The 16404-nt window shown below is 43.7% G+C and carries 18 protein-coding genes and 1 tRNA gene; 13 read left to right on the top strand and 6 right to left on the bottom strand.

Annotated elements, in window-relative coordinates:
- The first annotated feature begins 153 nt into the window (after positions 1-153).
- Positions 154-837 (top strand): HAD family hydrolase, encoded by a 684-nt coding sequence (locus PAP_RS02505; protein ID WP_048165905.1) that lies wholly within the window; start codon positions 154-156, stop codon positions 835-837.
- Here PAP_RS02505 and PAP_RS02500 read toward each other — a convergent pair.
- Positions 830-1576: a class I SAM-dependent methyltransferase gene (locus PAP_RS02500; protein ID WP_048164544.1), complete on the bottom strand. Its 747-nt coding sequence runs from the start codon at positions 1574-1576 to the stop codon at positions 830-832. The two genes, PAP_RS02505 and PAP_RS02500, sit on opposite strands and share 8 nt — an antisense overlap.
- A gap of 32 nt (positions 1577-1608) precedes the next feature.
- Positions 1609-2493, bottom strand: a complete 885-nt coding sequence (locus PAP_RS02495) for an AEC family transporter (RefSeq protein ID WP_048164543.1) — start codon at positions 2491-2493, stop codon at positions 1609-1611.
- 86 nt (positions 2494-2579) lie between these two features.
- Between PAP_RS02495 and PAP_RS02490 the strand changes: the two genes are divergently transcribed.
- Complete coding sequence (locus PAP_RS02490; protein WP_048164542.1) at positions 2580-3260, top strand: diphthine--ammonia ligase; 681 nt, start codon at positions 2580-2582, stop codon at positions 3258-3260.
- Positions 3257-3613, top strand: coding sequence for an Mth938-like domain-containing protein (locus PAP_RS02485; RefSeq protein ID WP_048164541.1), 357 nt, complete (start codon positions 3257-3259; stop codon positions 3611-3613). Before PAP_RS02490 ends, PAP_RS02485 begins: the two co-directional genes overlap by 4 nt.
- On the opposite strand, the gene PAP_RS02480 is transcribed toward PAP_RS02485, so the two are convergent.
- Positions 3610-5100 carry a hypothetical protein gene (locus PAP_RS02480; protein WP_048164540.1) on the bottom strand — a complete coding sequence of 497 codons (1491 nt, stop codon included), beginning with the start codon at positions 5098-5100 and terminating at the stop codon, positions 3610-3612. The two genes, PAP_RS02485 and PAP_RS02480, sit on opposite strands and share 4 nt — an antisense overlap.
- 8 nt (positions 5101-5108) lie before the next feature.
- Positions 5109-5870: an ABC transporter ATP-binding protein gene (locus PAP_RS02475; protein ID WP_048164539.1), complete on the bottom strand. Its 762-nt coding sequence runs from the start codon at positions 5868-5870 to the stop codon at positions 5109-5111.
- A 150-nt stretch (positions 5871-6020) separates the two neighbouring features.
- Here PAP_RS02475 and PAP_RS02470 point away from each other — a divergent pair, with 150 nt between their 5' ends.
- From PAP_RS02470 to PAP_RS02455, 4 genes are all read left to right on the top strand, one after another.
- Positions 6021-6434 carry an ArsR/SmtB family transcription factor gene (locus PAP_RS02470; protein WP_048164538.1) on the top strand — a complete coding sequence of 138 codons (414 nt, stop codon included), beginning with the start codon at positions 6021-6023 and terminating at the stop codon, positions 6432-6434.
- The gene (locus PAP_RS02465) at positions 6431-7732 is read left to right on the top strand and encodes a hypothetical protein (protein WP_048164537.1); all 1302 of its coding nucleotides are present in this window, start codon (positions 6431-6433) and stop codon (positions 7730-7732) included. Before PAP_RS02470 ends, PAP_RS02465 begins: the two co-directional genes overlap by 4 nt.
- Positions 7733-7868: 136 nt before the next feature.
- The gene (locus PAP_RS02460; protein WP_048164536.1) at positions 7869-9098 is read left to right on the top strand and encodes an MFS transporter; all 1230 of its coding nucleotides are present in this window, start codon (positions 7869-7871) and stop codon (positions 9096-9098) included.
- 54 nt (positions 9099-9152) lie between these two features.
- Positions 9153-9800, top strand: coding sequence for a PHP domain-containing protein (locus PAP_RS02455; RefSeq protein ID WP_201769547.1), 648 nt, complete (start codon positions 9153-9155; stop codon positions 9798-9800).
- On the opposite strand, the gene PAP_RS02450 is transcribed toward PAP_RS02455, so the two are convergent.
- Entirely contained in the window at positions 9795-10379 is a 585-nt protein-coding gene (locus PAP_RS02450) for a hypothetical protein (RefSeq protein ID WP_144367980.1), read from the bottom strand. The two genes, PAP_RS02455 and PAP_RS02450, sit on opposite strands and share 6 nt — an antisense overlap.
- Positions 10380-10693: 314 nt before the next feature.
- On the bottom strand, positions 10694-11035 hold the full coding sequence (locus tag PAP_RS02445) for a cupin domain-containing protein (protein WP_048164533.1): 342 nt from the start codon (positions 11033-11035) through the stop codon (positions 10694-10696).
- A 151-nt stretch (positions 11036-11186) separates the two neighbouring features.
- On the opposite strand from PAP_RS02445, the gene PAP_RS02440 reads away from it, so the two are divergent.
- From PAP_RS02440 to PAP_RS02415, 6 genes are all read left to right on the top strand, one after another.
- Positions 11187-12557 (top strand): TldD/PmbA family protein, encoded by a 1371-nt coding sequence (locus PAP_RS02440; RefSeq protein WP_048164532.1) that lies wholly within the window; start codon positions 11187-11189, stop codon positions 12555-12557.
- A gap of 5 nt (positions 12558-12562) precedes the next feature.
- Positions 12563-13888, top strand: coding sequence for a TldD/PmbA family protein (locus PAP_RS02435; RefSeq protein WP_048164531.1), 1326 nt, complete (start codon positions 12563-12565; stop codon positions 13886-13888).
- Between the two features lie 73 nt (positions 13889-13961).
- On the top strand, positions 13962-14378 hold the full coding sequence (nikR, locus tag PAP_RS02430; RefSeq protein ID WP_048164530.1) for a nickel-responsive transcriptional regulator NikR: 417 nt from the start codon (positions 13962-13964) through the stop codon (positions 14376-14378).
- Between the two features lie 44 nt (positions 14379-14422).
- Positions 14423-14499, top strand: a tRNA-Thr gene (locus PAP_RS02425).
- Between the two features lie 88 nt (positions 14500-14587).
- Positions 14588-15655 carry a DUF835 domain-containing protein gene (locus PAP_RS02420; RefSeq protein ID WP_048164529.1) on the top strand — a complete coding sequence of 356 codons (1068 nt, stop codon included), beginning with the start codon at positions 14588-14590 and terminating at the stop codon, positions 15653-15655.
- Between the two features lie 408 nt (positions 15656-16063).
- Entirely contained in the window at positions 16064-16396 is a 333-nt protein-coding gene (locus PAP_RS02415) for a DUF7508 domain-containing protein (RefSeq protein WP_048164528.1), read from the top strand.
- Positions 16397-16404: the final 8 nt, after the last annotated feature.

Raw genomic sequence — 16404 nt, 5'->3', positions numbered from 1 at the left:
ACTTGATGAAGATACCGGCCTTGTCTGAGGCTCTTCTTTTTGTTTAATGCAATACGAGCATTTTGAGTTTTTGTCATCTCATCCTAGTCTCCCAAAATTCCATATTCTGAGATAAACTTAAAATTTAGCATTCCAAAAACTCAATGGGTGGTGATTATAAAGGGCATAATTTTTGACGTCGATGAGACTCTCGTTTACTACGAAGGCTACAACTCAAGGAAGTGGTTCGAGAAGTGGGGAAAACCCGAGATAGCAGAGCTCGGCCTAGACTTGGACTTCGAAACATACCGAAAAATGGTTATAGGAGAGCTCCCAAGGAGCTATGTTGAAGTATTTGGAGTTAACCACGTGGAATTTTGGAAGGCCATAGATGAGGCAAAGCTCAAATATAGAAAGGCAGCTGCGAAAGAAGGGAAGATAAAGACATTTCCTGATGTTGATGCCCTCGGAGAGCTTAAGAAGTTCGGATTAAAATTAGCGGCTGTTAGCAACGCTTCTCAAGAGTGCACGGAGTTCGTTTTGGAGCTCTTTGACTTGAAAAAATACTTTGATGTGGTGTTTGGCAAGGACTACTCCTACTTAGATGGTGCTAAGCCCAACCCGTACCTCATAGAAAAAGCCCTCAAAGCCCTTGGAGTGCAACCAAATGAGGCGCTAGTTGTTGGAGATTCATACTCGGACGTTCTAGCAGCCCACAGAGCGAATGTGAAGGCAGTGCAGGCCTTAAGATTTGATAACTTCATTGGAGAAGCGGATTATCACGTTAAGGATTTGTGGGAGCTTTGGGAGCTTGTGATGAAGAAAAATTCAAAGAATAAACTAGACAACACTATTTAACCGCGACTAGCCAAAATCTCCCCGCTTTCTTTCCAAGCTTCCTCTTCAAATCGCCATAAATCTTAATTTCGTTGAAGTAATCCTTTGCCAACAGCCTCATCTCCCTCGGTGTATAAACATTTAGAATGTCGTGCACATAAAAGGCCCTAACTTCTCCGTTCGGCTTTAAAATCTGCACCACCCGTTTAAAATGAAGCTTTTGAGCTGCATTCTCCAATTCACGCCAGTCAGTTATAATTAGCCTCTCATCCCCGTTTTCAACATCCCACACATAGGGCTCTCTCCTTGGTATAAACCAATATGGAAAGTCCGCTATGAAAACGCCTCCCTCTTTTAAGGCCCTATTCACGGAAGCAAAGAGCTCTCCAATTTTTTCCTCGTCAAAATAGGTTATGCTGGAAAAGAACATAGTAATAGCATCGAACTCCTCTCTAAAGTCCAGCTTAGATGCATCCCCTTGGATAAACTGAACGCTCAAACCCAATTTTTGGCTCTTTTTCTTCCCAATCTCGAGCATCTCCTCATGAAGATCCAATCCAACAACATCGTAGCCTCTCTTTGCCAGTTCAAGAGTTGGGATTCCCGTACCACAGGCTAAGTCTAAAATTTTCCTAACTTCCCTTTTGGCATCCTTTCTAAAGACTTCTTCAACGAAAATTATTGTTTCGGGAATTCGCTCAGCATAGTCCCTATAAATCACATCATAGTATCTGGCCAAAATAGTATAGAGCTCGTGCATGGCACCACCATGTAGAATGATGCAAAGGACACTTAAAAGTTAACGCTTATGAGAGCCTTCAACACTAAGAAGAGCGTCAAGACTAAAAGAGTTAGAATAACCGTAACACCAATTGCCTCCTCTTCCCTAAGCCTGTATCGAGCCAAAATAGCGTTAGCCATTATTGCAGGAGGCATTGAAGCTTCCACTAAAATAGCGTAGAAAATTTCTCTCGGCGAATTAAGAGTTAAGAACACAAAGAGGAATGGAACTGCAACTCTAAAGAGCCCGACTTCTCCCAGCTTTCTCCACTCAAACTTTTGGAGGTTTATGCGTGAGCCGAAGTATATCAAGAGAGCGGGGATGCTCCACCAGCCGATTTTGTTCAACAGCGTTAAGAATCCGTCCGGAAGTCTAATCCCAAGGAGAACCAAAGCCAGAGCTAATAGATTGGCGCTCGTTGGTGGAAACTTTAGAGCTTTTAGAAGGCTTTCCTTTAAGGAGGCTCCTCCCGTGGAGTAGTGTGCCGCTATAAAAGTTGCCACAGGGAGAACTATGAGAGTGTTCGTGCTCGCATAGAGGATTACGGGCGTTAAGTCCTTCAAAAAGAGGCTCGCTATTGGAAAGCCTAACGCAACGGTATTCGGATAAATTGAGAGGATTATGAGCGCGCCGCGCCACTTCTCATCTTTAAGCTTGAGGCCGTAGAGATATGAGGCAACGAGGCTTAAGCCGATTACCAAGAATACGTAGATAAAGACGATTTTTATCCTCAATAAGTAGGCTAAGTCTTTAGAAGCTACATTCGAGAACACGAATAGCGTAAGGAGAAAGTTATTTGATAGCTCTTTAAGCCAAATAAATGGCTTATCTTCTTTTAAAATCTTTTTTAAGGCAAATCCCATTGTTATTAGGAACAACATCTCATAGATGTTCATGGTTAAAGCTCACATCTAAACGTTTAAAAAAATTTGCCGTGGAAAATCCTTAATACTTTAAGCTCCAATTAAAAGGCGGTGGAAAAATGAAAATAGCGGCCCTCTTTTCAGGTGGCAAAGACTCTACGTATGCTCTCTATTGGGCGATGCAGATGGGTTTCGATGTGAAATACTTAGTGAGCATGCACTCCGAGAGCGATGAAAGCTACATGTACCACGTCCCAAACATCCACCTAACGGATCTCCAAGCAAAGGCAATAGGTATACCTCTCATAAAGGGCATAACAAGCGGTGAAAAGGAGAAGGAAGTCGAGGACCTAAAGCGCGTTTTGGAGCCTTTGGATATCGATGGAGTAGTCGCCGGAGCTGTTGAAAGCGAGTACCAAAGGGTGAGGATTGAGCGCGTTTGCGAGGAGCTCGGTCTGAAGAGCTACACTCCGCTTTGGCACAAGAATCCAAAGACTTTGCTGGAGGATATGGTTATAGCAGGCTTTGACGTCGTGATAGTAGGCGTTTACGCATACGGCCTCGATAAGCGATGGCTCGGCAGAAGGATAGATAAAAAGGCAATAGAAGAGCTCGAAAGGCTTCATGAAAAGTATAAACTCCATATAGCTGGTGAAGGGGGAGAGTTTGAGACGTTCGTTAGGGATGCGCCATTTTTCAAAGCTAGAATAGTTTTTGATGAAGTTGAGAAAATCTTTGATGAGTATTCTTACTCCGGCCTTTTGAGTGTTAAAAAAGCCCATTTGGAGGCGAAAGAATGATTGAGAAAGTTGAGTTTGGACGAATTTGGTTCGATGGTAGGGAATATAAGTACGACATTGTTATTTACCCTTCTGGCAGCGTGGAGAGAAGGAAGAAAGAGATATCTAAAGGAAAGCACGGCACAAGCCATAAGTTCGATCCTGATGAACTGAGGGAATACTTAAAGGAAGAATTCGACGTTTTGGTAGTCGGCACTGGCATGTACGGAGCTTTAAGTCTCCTACCAGAGAGTAGAGACCTTGTAAGGGACAAAGAAATTGTAGAAAAACCAACTCCCGAAGCAATAAAGCTCTTCAACGAACTTAGAAAGGAGGAGAAGAAAGTTTTGGGAGTGTTTCACATCACTTGCTAACGCCTCATTGAAAAGAGAAGCAAGCCTAAGAGCACTGCTGCAATGGCATAGCTTACAAAATAGCCCAGTGGCGTAGCTATTAGGAGAGGAGGAATGCCTATGATAGCAAAGAGCATTCCTACAAGTATAAAGAGGAGTATTATGTGAGCAAATGTCACTTCAGGGACACCTATTTCATTGCCCTCATAATGGAAGAAGTAGAACATCGTCGTGAGTGAAGCTGTCAAAGGAAGCAGGAACGTATAGGGAAGCAAATAGAGTGCTTCGCTTCCGTTGAAGTAGTACGCAACAGCAAACACTAAGAGAGTAATAGCTGAAGGGACTACACTCATTGAGAGGGCTTTACCGACGGCATAGGCGTTCTTATCAAGTGGGAGAGTCCTTAGAAAGTCCAAAACTTTTCCTTCAACCTTTAAGACGGCATCTGCTCCCGCCGTGGTAAAAAGGCCAACCGCAAAGAAGAGCGCCATCGCATGGGTTACCGAGAACTTTCCTTCTTTTATAACAATGAAAAGTTGGGGCATAACAATGTAGAGGGGAACTAAAAAGCCCGTGAGCATTGCTGTTTTCCTAAAAATTATCCTCAGATCCTTTAGGAGCAGCGTAAAGACTTTTCCTCCAGCTGATGCTTTAAACTTCGCGCTTTTCGCTCTTTCGGATATGAGCTGAGGCTCCAAAACTCTTTCCCAAACTTTCTTAAGTGTGAAATAGTAGATAGGAGCCAAAAAAGCTGCATAACCTGCCAGAAGAAGGAAGCTTTTAATGGGCTCAAAAACCGAGGCTACCGTAAAAGGATAGGCGAGGGAGTACCTTCCAATTATCGCCGCCACTTTTTCGCTGTTCTCCACTAGGTATTCCTGTATATAGTAGAGGGCATAGAACAGGCTCATGAAGAGGAAGAGCGCCACTATTTTCAAAAAGCTTTTTATGGAGTGTCCTCTGCTCTTTCCCACACTTATTCTCAAGCCAAAGAAAGTTAATATGACCAATCCTATTGTGTGACCTGCGAGCACTCCCATAAGCATCCAAAGCAACACTAAAAATGCACTTACTGGAAACTTAACAGCAAGAACGGCTACGCTAGGCAAAACAATTGCCATTGCAGGGATTAGATCCAAGAACAGAAGTTCGCTTAAGTAGAGAGCTCCTACCCTTATTGGGAGCGTTTTTAGCGGCTCAAAGAGACCCACCGAAAGCACATAAGAAGATTGGACTGCCGTCACATAGAGCGAAAATATGAATGGGATTAACGCAAGTGAAACCAGAAGGGAAGCCATAACGTATTTGTTCGATGAAAGAGCTAAGCTAACAGCAGAGAAAGCACCAAAGGCCAAGAAGGCCAAGGATTGGAAGCCAATGTTGCGCTTAACGCTGAGTGCGGTTTTAAGCTGCTGCTTGAACTTCTTCTCATCATTTGCCACAATCGGGTTCCGCTTTACAATTTGATAGTGAAGCTCTTTGTAAAGTATCCGCACGATTTCGAACATTCTCCCACCTACAGGCTCTCTTTTAGAGCTTGAACTATACCATAGATTTCATCTTTGCTCTCTGTTAGCTTTAAAAAGATGTCCTCCAGGTTCTCCTCGTGAGCTTTTTCCTTCAGCTCGTTTATCGTCCCTTCAGCTATTATTTTTCCCTTGTAAATCACGCCAATTCTATCGCATATCATTTCGGCCAAAGGCAAAACGTGCGTCGAAAATACTATACTCCTTCCCTCACGCTTAAACTCGAGCAAAAGCTCCCTCAAAATCCTCGCCGTTTTTGGATCCAAACCGTTCATAGCTTCATCCAAAATCAACACATGAGGATCATGAAGGAGAGCAGTTATTAGAGAGACCTTCTGCTGGGTTCCAAAGCTCAAAGTGCCTATAAACTGCTCCAGATACTCCTCTATGCCAAAGGCTTTAACGAAGTAGTTCACCCGCTCTTCGAGTTTATTCTTTGGAATGCCCCTAATACTGCCCACAAAATTGAAGAGTTCGCTTGGTGTTAGACTCTCGTAGAGGATGGGCGTCTCTGGGACATAGCCAACTATTTTCTTGACTTCCAAGGGGTTCTTTGCAACATCTATCCCCCCAACGAGAACTTTTCCTTCAGTCGGCCTTAAAATTCCAGAGAGAATTTTCATTGTGGTGCTTTTACCGCTTCCATTAGGCCCAAGAAGACCATAAATCTCACCATCGTAAACAGTGAAGCTTATTCCATCGATCGCCAAGGTATCCCCAAACTTTTTAACGAGGCCATCAACTTCAATCATTCTACTCACCATAATTAAGTGATGAAGTTTTATTAATAAACCTTGCTTTTATGTTACTACCCTAACTCGGGGAAGCGATAAATTTTTATATACCAATCACACTAGTTTAGTACAGAAAATTGTACTACAAAAGTTTGTACCGTGGTGAAGATGGAGGATTTGAAAAGGCAGCTTGAGGAACTTAAGAAGCGTTTGGAGGTGCTTGAGGAGAGTATAGAGGAAAGCCCAGTAGATGAAGTAATGATTTCAATAAAGCAGCGCCTTAGAGAGAAGCTTGAAAAAGGAGCCCTTGAACTCGATGAGGAAAAAGCAGCAAAAGTCCTCAAGAGCTTAGCCAATGCGGACAGAATTAAAATTTTGAGAATGCTCTCAAAGAGGCCAATGACCTTCAAGGAGCTTAAAGAAGCTTTAGGCGTTGAGTCTCCGACGGTTTCTCATCATCTCAAACTTCTCAAGAGGACGAGGATGGTTAGGAGCAGGGAGGCTTATGAAATTACGGAGAATGGAAGGCTTTTGCTCAGGCTTTTGGAGATTATAGTCGCTTTAGGGGAGGTGGAAGAATGAGCGTTATGTGGAGGTATGTAATGGAAGAGGACAGCCTCAGATTCAGGCTTAAAGAATATGTGAGGTCTTTCACGTTCATAGTGCTCGTGGTTTGGCTTTTAAAGGGATGGCTGGATTTGGAAAAGTACGACTATCAGCTGACGCTTGCCATAATAGGCCTCATAGTTTTGGGTGAGCTATTGGGAGCAGGGAAATGGTTTGGAATTACGGTCTCGTCGGTAATATTTGCCTTAGCTAAGGGAGCATTTCTCGTGGCGGTGTTCCTGTTCTTCGCGAAATACATTGGATTAAACCCTGCTTTTGAAGGCTGGGCTGGAAAGGCATTTGCCTACTCGGTAGTCCTTGCTTTAGCGGGATTCTTTGTAGGAAAAGTGGATGTTGAGAGATTCGATATCCGGGTGGATAAGAAGGCCTACGCTTTTGATGAGACAGAACTGGATGGAGTCATCCTCAGAGGAGAGGGAAAAGCATATCCAATAAAGTTCGGAAAAAAGAGAGTAGGCTATGTTATAGACGGAGAAGTTGAGGTTGAAGCGGAAACGCCAATAGGAAATATAAAGCGCTCCCTTTCTTCACCAGTAGCAGTATGGACAAGGGAGGAGCTTGGAGGCAGGAAAGTGGAGGGCGATAGGGAATTTGCCAAACGTATGGAAAGGTTACTCAACCCGAACAGGCTGTACAGGGGATACAAGAGAGGAGATGTGGTTGACCTCGGAATAATAAAGGTCTATGAAAGTGAGGACTTCACGTACGTTAAGATGCCCTTCTTGGAGGTTCTCGAGACGCCAGAGGGAAGCAATGTTAAAATCGGCCCGATGAAGATTAAAGAAGGAAGTCCCGGCATAATCAAAGGGGAGGGCTTTACAATAGCTGAGCTAAACAACGGCTTCAGACTTTCCAAGTTTGGGGATAGGATGACAATAAAAACTGAGGAATTCACGCTGAAGGTTTCTCCTGAGTATGTCAAGTACACGAGCGGAAATGAAAGCCTGACCGTTGGAAGAAAATACGTGTCATTGAAGACCAGTGACGTGGCTATTACCGTCGGCAAAAGGAAGGCAAAGGTTTCGATAGAGGACATAGTTATCTCAGCCCGCGATGGTAAAGTGAAGATAAGGAGCGGTGGAAGGAGCTACACGATAGAAGATGAGCATGCCTTTAAACTAGTTCTTGAAAAGGCGAAGGAGATAGCGGACGAGCAGAGTGCGGAGCTGATTGACGGGCTCGGCATAGACAAAATAAGGGTTGCCAAGAAAGTCAAGGAGCTCTTAGATGAGCTCATGACATTCATAGGATGAGTATCATAGAGTTCAACGGCGTTAGCGAGGTAGTGATAAACGTCGCGAATGGTGATTTAGAGATGTTTAGTCTGATCACCACTGCGCACAAATGTAATTGCAACTGACCACTCTAACATGGAACCGGTGGTAAAAAATGCTCAATAAAAACTTCTGGCTCTATGCAGTTGGCAGATGGATATCTCAGGCAGGCTGGGTTATTCAAGACATAGCTGTGCCGCTCTATGTCCTCGATAAGACCGGCAGCGGGACGATGATGGGCCTTTTCGTGATGGCGGAACTCATTCCGAGGCTCCTCGTAAACCCCATCGCAGGGGTAATCGGAGACAGGTACAACAGAAAAGCGTTAATGGTGTGGCTTGACATTGCGAGGGGTGTTCTGCTCTTCGGAGTTATCACCCTCAATCTGCTTGACTTAAGGAGCCTCCTCGTGGTTCAGGTTATCATGAGCATAATGGGCTCATTCTTCGCAGCGGGCATATCAGGGATGTTCCCCGACCTTGTGAAAAAGGAACAGCTGGCCCAAGCCAACTCAATGCTCCAGAGCGGGGGACTCATAATCCGCATGGTAGGACCGGTTGTTGGTGGACTTATCTATGCTCTTGGAGGAATAAAATTAGCAATTATGATAAACGCCGCCAGCTTCTTAGGCTCAGGGCTGTTCGAGACACTCATTGAGTACCGCTGGGAAACAAAGGAGCTCTCAAGCCTGGCTGAAGTCTGGAGTGAGATGCGTGAAGGATTTAGGTTTATAAAGGACTCCCGGAGCCTTATGATCCTCGTGAGCTTTGCAATAATCCTAAACACCCTCCTCAATCCCGTGTTTGCAGTCGTTCTCCCCTATGTATCGCGGGTAGTCCTTGGCTTTTCATCCGTCCAGTTCGGGAGCATCGAGACTGCTGCAACAGTTGGAGCTTTGGCAGGAAATATCATCATAGCTGGAAAGCTCAAAGAGTCCTCCGAGAATCTATTGTTTAAGGCCCTCCTCGCACAGCTCCTGTGCTTATTCGTCCTAGCAGCAGCGGCACATCCGTATTTCAAAGGAACTGCATATCCAATGCTCATCGGGACATTCACCGCTTTTGGCTTTTTCAACACCATGGTAAACGTCCCCATTACCACAAAGCTCCAGAAGGCCGTCCCCAACGAAGTTCGTGCTAGATTTTTCTCAGCATTTGAGACGGCGATACTTGCGACGACACCACTTGGAATGGCACTCATCGGACCCCTCCTCGACATCGTCGATGTTTCAAACCTCGTGGCTATCTTAGTTATCCTAAGCCTCATTGCCTTGGCCTATTACTACATCAACTTCAAGGAGATTGTTATGAGCGTCGGCACCGAAGCTGGGGAAGCAACGGTCTGACCTGTTTCGTAAGTAGTGAAGCTTTTTAAGTCGTCTCTTCTATTTTTTATCATGATGGATTTGCACACGCATACTAAGTTTTCAGACGGCATTGGGGATGTTCTGGACAACGTGGCCTACGCCGAAATGCACGGCATTAAGCTTGTGGGAATAAGCGACCACATCCACTACTTAAGCTTCACAAACCTAAACCACTACCTGAGAGATATAAAACGGGCTAAAGAAGAGAGTGAGATAGTGGTTTTAGCCGGGATAGAGGCAAACATAATGGAGACGGGTGTTGATATAACCGATGATATTAGGAAGAGACTCGACTACGCAATTGCCTCAGTCCATTTTTGGTTTGGAGTTGGTGAATCCTGGAAGTACGTAGAGCTTGTAAAGCTCGCTATTCAAGACAAAAATATTGACATAATAGGTCATTTCGGTAACGTATTTCCATACATAGGCCATCCAAGTGAGGAAGAGCTCAGAGAGGTAATAGCACTTGCAGAAGAGCACGGCAAGGCCTTTGAGATAAGCTCACGTTATAACGTTCCTGACTTGGATTTCATAAAACTCTGCATTAAGCGAGGGGTTAAGTTAACTTTTGCAAGTGATTCTCATGAGCCTAAGAGTGTTGGGAAAATTAGATGGAGCGAAAAAGTTTTTAAAAAAGCAGGAGGTAAAAAGGAAGATTTACTATTCGGGGAGCTATTATGAGAGCTTCTCATTAATAAGGGGAAATATATAAAGTGTGCTGAAAAGACCGAGGTAGTGAAGCACAACATCAACAAGACCAAAGCTTTCTGTAAGCTGTTTGGGGAAAGCTCCCCATATCACAGGCAAACTAACACCCATAGAAAGCAAAATAAAGAAAAATACTGAACACTTAAACCTTCTTGCATTCTTACCAAACATTTTATCATACTCTTCAAAAGCAGTTTTTACTGGAGCAACGAGCATTGAAAGTGTGCCTATCAGAAGAGCAACCCATACAACAACCATCCCATAAATATATGCAATCACTGCTGTGAAAAACAGAAGGAGAGATTGCGTTAATAAAATCGGGGAAACATCAAAGTTCAGCTTCCTTTTAAGATAGCGGCCAGTGAAATAAGGTAAAGCACCAACAAAAGCCATATCTATGCCCGAAAAACCCATTCCATATACGAACCCATATGCTCTTAGGATTGGAAGGTCTACGAGAGCCAACACTGGAGGAAGAAGCACGAGCGTGAAAAACAGAAAGCGCTTGAAGGTTATTAAATCATCACTAGCCTCTGCAAGATAATAAAGCATGGGAAACACAACGATAAAGGGTATGAGATTTCCCAAAAGATGACGGGCTTTTTTATGAACAAAGTGCATTGTATACAGTCGCAAAAAGTCAAACGAGTTCAAAAAGGAAAACGTTCGGTAATTGAGGGCCAGCTTTCTTTGAACCCAATCAGGCGCCAAGTAAAAGAGTATCATAACAATGATAATAGATACAAAAATCTTAGCAAAGGGCTTTCTCTTTTCCGTTAACACTGACATAAGTATATCTCTGTTTCAGAATCCATATATATTTATCGTTATGTTTCTTGTTAAAAAGAAAATAAAAAAGTAACCCCTCATTTCAGCCAGACGCTATCATCGCCAGAGTAGTTTAGCTTGACCACAAAGAGCCTAAAAGGTTCGTTGCTTTCATTAGCGACCCAGTGAATAGTTCCCGGCTTCACCAGATATATATCTCCCGGCTTTGTCTCATACGTCTCTTCACCAATCCCAAGCTTTGCCTCGCCGCTTATAATGTAGAAGAGCTCATACTGTTCTTTATGATAATGCCTTGCAACAGTTTGTTTTGGCTTGATCTCAACTATTTGGGCGAAGCTGTTATCCGGAAGCTCCCCTTTGAATAGAGGGCACTTTCTATAAGTTCCCCTGTCAATAAATTCACCACAGTTAGCTTTCATCTTTTTTCACCATAAGTAACTCTTTTTTACTTCTCTAAAAAGGCTTCGTTAAGACGGACATTTTAGTGTTCAAATTTGCGCAAAACCCTTTTATATCTGGAGAACGCTAGAATTTAGAGAAGGATTCAATTTAGAATTTTAGGTGATAGCTATGCACGAAAGATTGGAAGACGCCTTAAATTGGGCGATGGACAATTTAAAAGCCGAATACATTGAGCTGAGATACGAAAGCATCAAGAAAAACACATTGGAGCTCAAAGACGGGACTTTTACCACATTTACAGGCAAAGTTCAAAGAGGAGTTGCTATTAGAGTTTTAGCAGATGGGGCGTGGGGTTTCTCTTCAACAAACCGCTTGGATGACTTAACCAAAGCTATTGAAGAAGCCTACAAGCTTGCAAAAGCAACAGCACAGTCCAAAAAGGAAAAAATTCAGCTGGCAGAGATAAAAACATACGAAGACTTCGTCAAGAGCAAGATGAAAGTTAAACCTGCCGAGATCAGCATAGATGAAAAAGTTGAGCACTTAAGGGAATTAGAAAAACTCCTAAAAGAGGATAAAGCCATTAAATCAACACAGCTCAGATATGAAGACGCGAGCGGCGAGAAAATTCTCCTAACAAACGAAGGGACAAACATCACTTGGGAGCTCAACTATGTATGGCAGTACGTCTGGGCAACAGGAAAAGAAGGAGACAAGCTTGCAGCGGCGAGAGATGAAGTAGGAGCAGTTGACTTTGGATGGGAGCTCTTCAGCGAGAGGGAGCCAAATGATGAAGTTGCCAAGAGAGTTTTGAGGAAGGTTCACTCTCAGCTTGACGGAGTCGCTCCAAAGAGAGGAGAATTCCCAATAGTTGCGGGGCCAATAGTAGTTGGAATTATAGCCCACGAAGCTTTGGGGCACTTAGCGGAGGCAGATTTAACCATAAACTCACCTTTCAAAGAGCTGATTGGAAAACAAATCGCCCCTGAATACGTCACCATGAGCGAACGCATCGTTGAGGGAGGCTTTGGAAACGATAAGTACGACGATGAGGGTGTTCCGGTTAAGGACATACACATCATAGAGAACGGGATTTTGAAAGAGATAATGCTCAACCGCGAATATGCTCATAAGTGGGGAATGGAGCCAAACGGCCACGCTAGGGCCGAGAACTACACTTATCCGCCAATAATTAGGATGCGCAACACAATCTTTGAGCCCGGTGATCACTCCTTTGAGGAACTCATAGAGAACATTAAGTTCGGCTACTATGTGGTTGACTTTAGAGGAGGACAAGCACAGCTCAACTCAGCATTCCAAGTGGGAGTACAAGAGGGATACATCATAGAGAATGGCGAGATTACGAAGCCTATAAGGGATACCTCCATAAGTGGGATTGCTATCGAAGCTTTGAAGGAAATTAGCGCTGTTGGAAAAGACTTTGGCCTCGAGATGGGTCGCTGTGGCAAGGGACAGAGTGCTTATGTAAGCTCTGGTGGGCCTCATATGCGCTTTGATAAAGGGATTATAATCGGGTGATTGAAATGGAGGAGCTTGTTAGATACGGTGAAAAGTTTTTTGACGAGCTTGAGATTGCCATTTATAGAAAGAGAGACGTAAGCGTAAACATCGAGCTTAACGAGCTTTCTCTCTCGAGCGTTAGGCAGAGGACAGTTGCTGTTATTAGGGGTATTAAAGATAAGCGCTTGGGTTTGGCAATAATTGACAGTGAAAACAAGGAAGAGATAAAGAAAGCTATAGAGCAGGCATACAAAATGGCAAAGCTCAACAGCAGAGATGAGCAGTGGGACTCCCTCCCGGGGCCCGGAAAATATGCCAAGCCAAAAAAGATTGACACTGCGCTAAAGGAAGTTTCCCCCGAGTACTTTGTCGAGCTTGCTAAAAAAGGCATTAAGCTGGCTTTAGAAGAGGACAAGAACATAATCGTTGCAGGTGGTGGCGGGGGAGTTGAGTGGAGGGAGAGCCAAATCCTAAACTCCCAGGGAATCAACGTCGTTCAGAAAGGGGGCGGTGCTTACATCTACTTTGAGCTCGTTGGGATGAAGGAAGGGAACGTCACCCCAGGAATTTTTGACCTCGATGCAAAGCTTAGCTTGAACTTAGATGTAGAAAAAGTTGTAGAAAATGCTGCGCAGAAAGTAAAATGGGCCTATAAAGTTGAGAAGAGCAGAACAGAGGAAGCTAAGGTGATTGTTGAGCCGTGGGCAATCTCAATGCTCCTGAGCTTTGCACTCTTTCCGGCATTTAAGGGTGAACGCCTAATCAAAGAGACAACGCCCCTAGCCAACAAAATCGGTGAAAGCGTGGCGAGTGAACTTTTAACAATTTACGACGATCCATTCCATGAGCTCAGCTTAAACCCTGTTATAGCTGATGATGAAGGCGTTCCAACGAGGAAAAATGCGCTAATTGAGAATGGAAAGTTCAAAGGGTTCATATGGGATAACTACTGGGCCAAGATTTACGGAACTGAAAGCACGGGCAATGGCGTTAGGAGCTTAGCCACAGGGGGAATAAGCATAGGCATGCACAACACGGTTATCGAGAACGGTAAGAAGAGCTTGGAGGACATGATACGCGAGATAGAGCACGGCTACCTCATTAATAGCTTCCAAGGGGCCCACTCAAGCAATCCAGACAACGGAAACTTTGCCGTCGTTGCGAATCCAGCGTTTATAATAGAGAACGGTGAAGTTAAAGGCTCAACAGTCTTCATGATGAGCGGCAACATCTACGACCTCTTAAACCAAGTATATGACATAAGCAAAGAGCAGAAGGTAATTCCATTCATGGGTACTGTGGTATCTCCATCCATAGCCTTTGAGAACGTAAGGATTGCCGGAAAATGAGTTTTCCCATTTCCCTTTTTTTTATAACGCTTAATTTTTTAAAGAAGAAGTGCTAATATCCATTGGTGGGAGCATGAAGATTGTGCGCTTTGGTGTTTCAATTCCTGAAGATTTGCTAAAAAAGTTCGATGATATAATAGAGGAAAAGGGCTATGCCAATAGAAGCGAGGCCATTAGAGACTTAATTAGAGATTTTATAGTGAGGCACGAGTGGGAAGTCGGGAACGAAGAGGTGGCCGGGACGATAACAATAGTCTACAACCATGATGAAGCTGATGTCGTTGAAGAGCTCCTTGAAATGCAGCATGACTACGTTAATAATATAGTCTCGAGCGTCCACGTGCATATGGATGAGCACAACTGTCTTGAAGTAATAATTGTTAAAGGGCGCGCCAGCGATGTGAAAACTATAGCTGAAAGGCTCATTAGCCTAAAAGGAGTTAAACACGGAAAGCTCGTTATGAGCACTACTGGGAGAGAGCTCGTCTAATTTCGAAAAAGTTATAAACTCTCTACCATCCTAATCTTTTGGGTGCCGGGGTAGCCTAGCTCGGTAGGGCGGCGGACTCGTAATCCGCAGGTCCCGGGTTCAAATCCCGGTCCCGGCTCCAACACATTCAATGCCACAGAGATGCAGAGAAGGGGCGGTGCTTTTGAACCTCTTTTCCGTGTGTTTGAATTGCCGTGGAGGGGCATATAATGTGGAACTTGGTATATGGTAATTTTGAGCACCTTCTCTCAATTCCATTTAGTTTGGTAATTGGAGGCGTATTGATCACTTACTACCTTAAATACAGAATAAAGGCGCTGTTCTACTGGGGAATTGCGTGGTTCTTCAGTGCATTTGAGAACATATTTGAGATTCTCGGGATTGGAGATGCCGTAATCTTAGGCTATACTGCCTTTGCAATGTTGATTTACTACGGTATGGTAACTTATATCACTAAACATGACCTGCAAGAGAACATACCACCTATCTATGTTCCCCTTGCCTTGATAGCATTCCCTGTTTATACCATCTCTCTAAGGGTACTCGGAATACCTGTAGACTGGCATTTTGTTGAGATGATAACGATAGGTCTAGCTGGATTTTACGTTATGGGGAGTGGTGTTATCTTCATTGACTTAAAAAATAACTTAGGAAAAAATGCTCTCTTTTTAGGTCTGTCGCTGATAGCGTACGGGTTATTCTATATGGTGATGAGACCAATCGCTTTAATCGCAGAACCCATTAACAACATGATAGAAATTCTTGAAGTCACTGCCCCAGTACTTTCAGCATATTTCATGTTAAAGCTTGCGATTTCGAGAGAGTTCCTCTTCTTCAAAGGAAAGGTCAGGGTGAAAGTCCAGCTCAAACCGGGTACGAGGTTTGTCAGCTCTGAGGAGTACAATGAGATTAAGGAGGAGCTGAAGGACTTCCCTGTGCTGGCTTTTGTGAGAAACCTGAATGTGCCGGAGGCCTGGAGGAAGTACTTCATCACGAACACACAGGGAAAGGACACGATCTCCCCCACAAACCTCCCGTACATGCTTGAGCTGGCCAACAAGTACCTGAGAGAGGGCCGGGAAAAAGGTATCAGGGGCGTTGTGGTGATTGACTGTCTCGAATACCTTGTGGTGTACAACAATTTTGAGACAATAGTGAGGTTCCTTTCTACCCTGAGGGACTTCGCTCTTATAAACGATGGGGTCGTGGTTATTGCACTCGATGAGAAAAGCTGGAAGAAAAAAGAGATGGCAATACTAAAGAGAATCCTCGGGTGAGGTTTTTAGGTTAAAAATGAAAGGGTCAACTCACATCATCCGCCTAAACTGCAGAGCGTCTTTTTGAGCGTAGGCTCTCACAACTTCACTCTCATCTTTGCTCACTTTCTTCCAAAACTTCAAGCTCTTAACATCAAACATCTCACTCACCTCGATATCATATTAAGTGCTCACTCTACAACAGAATGCTGGTCAAAAATGCACATATTAAAATAAAAGAAAAAAGCAGACTAATGTGCCAAAGCCTTCCCAAGCCACTTAGCTAAACGCTGAACTTATGAAGATTTTTACATGTTTCGTTCATACATCCCGTTTAAAATCTCTATGATTGGGTTTCATTTTTAACGTTCCTAACAAATCTTAAGGATAGTATTATATAGAATCAAAAGAAAGTATGATCATACAAGTTTGGAGGGGTTAAAAACGACAATTGCGAAAGGTTGGTTTAAATTTACTAAAGAAGACATATTTAGAGAGGCTGTGAATCTTTATGGGGTCTACGAGCTTATAAGTGGAAATGGAGAGATTTTATATGTAGGAGTAGGGAATCTTAGGGATGAACTTTTAACGCATCTACCATCTGGCTCTGATCCAATAATGGGAGCATCGTATTTTCGGTATGAAGTAACAGAGAACATAGATGAAGCGGAAAAAAGGCAAAAAGCTCTTTTAGATGGATATAGTAAAAAGCATGGTGAACTGCCAAGATTTAACCGAAAGATCAGGAAGAGAAAAAGTTAATGAGGAAT

The organism is Palaeococcus pacificus DY20341, from assembly GCF_000725425.1.
Taxonomy (GTDB): Archaea; Methanobacteriota_B; Thermococci; order Thermococcales; family Thermococcaceae; genus Palaeococcus; species Palaeococcus pacificus.
The sequence above is the reverse complement of the archived record's forward strand: the minus strand, read 5'-3'. Positions and strand labels throughout refer to the sequence as shown.

Coding starts and splice junctions, on each gene's coding strand:
- PAP_RS02500 (WP_048164544.1), bottom strand. CDS start 1,576: ATGCACGAGCTCTATACTATTTTGGCCAGATACTATGATGTGATTTAT.
- PAP_RS02495 (WP_048164543.1), bottom strand. CDS start 2,493: ATGAACATCTATGAGATGTTGTTCCTAATAACAATGGGATTTGCCTTA.
- PAP_RS02490 (WP_048164542.1), top strand. CDS start 2,580: ATGAAAATAGCGGCCCTCTTTTCAGGTGGCAAAGACTCTACGTATGCT.
- PAP_RS02485 (WP_048164541.1), top strand. CDS start 3,257: ATGATTGAGAAAGTTGAGTTTGGACGAATTTGGTTCGATGGTAGGGAA.
- PAP_RS02480 (WP_048164540.1), bottom strand. CDS start 5,100: ATGTTCGAAATCGTGCGGATACTTTACAAAGAGCTTCACTATCAAATT.
- PAP_RS02475 (WP_048164539.1), bottom strand. CDS start 5,870: ATGATTGAAGTTGATGGCCTCGTTAAAAAGTTTGGGGATACCTTGGCG.
- PAP_RS02470 (WP_048164538.1), top strand. CDS start 6,021: ATGGAGGATTTGAAAAGGCAGCTTGAGGAACTTAAGAAGCGTTTGGAG.
- PAP_RS02465 (WP_048164537.1), top strand. CDS start 6,431: ATGAGCGTTATGTGGAGGTATGTAATGGAAGAGGACAGCCTCAGATTC.
- PAP_RS02460 (WP_048164536.1), top strand. CDS start 7,869: ATGCTCAATAAAAACTTCTGGCTCTATGCAGTTGGCAGATGGATATCT.
- PAP_RS02455 (WP_201769547.1), top strand. CDS start 9,153: ATGGATTTGCACACGCATACTAAGTTTTCAGACGGCATTGGGGATGTT.
- PAP_RS02450 (WP_144367980.1), bottom strand. CDS start 10,379: ATGCTTTATTATCTTGCAGAGGCTAGTGATGATTTAATAACCTTCAAG.
- PAP_RS02445 (WP_048164533.1), bottom strand. CDS start 11,035: ATGAAAGCTAACTGTGGTGAATTTATTGACAGGGGAACTTATAGAAAG.
- PAP_RS02440 (WP_048164532.1), top strand. CDS start 11,187: ATGCACGAAAGATTGGAAGACGCCTTAAATTGGGCGATGGACAATTTA.
- PAP_RS02435 (WP_048164531.1), top strand. CDS start 12,563: ATGGAGGAGCTTGTTAGATACGGTGAAAAGTTTTTTGACGAGCTTGAG.
- nikR (WP_048164530.1), top strand. CDS start 13,962: ATGAAGATTGTGCGCTTTGGTGTTTCAATTCCTGAAGATTTGCTAAAA.
- PAP_RS02420 (WP_048164529.1), top strand. CDS start 14,588: ATGTGGAACTTGGTATATGGTAATTTTGAGCACCTTCTCTCAATTCCA.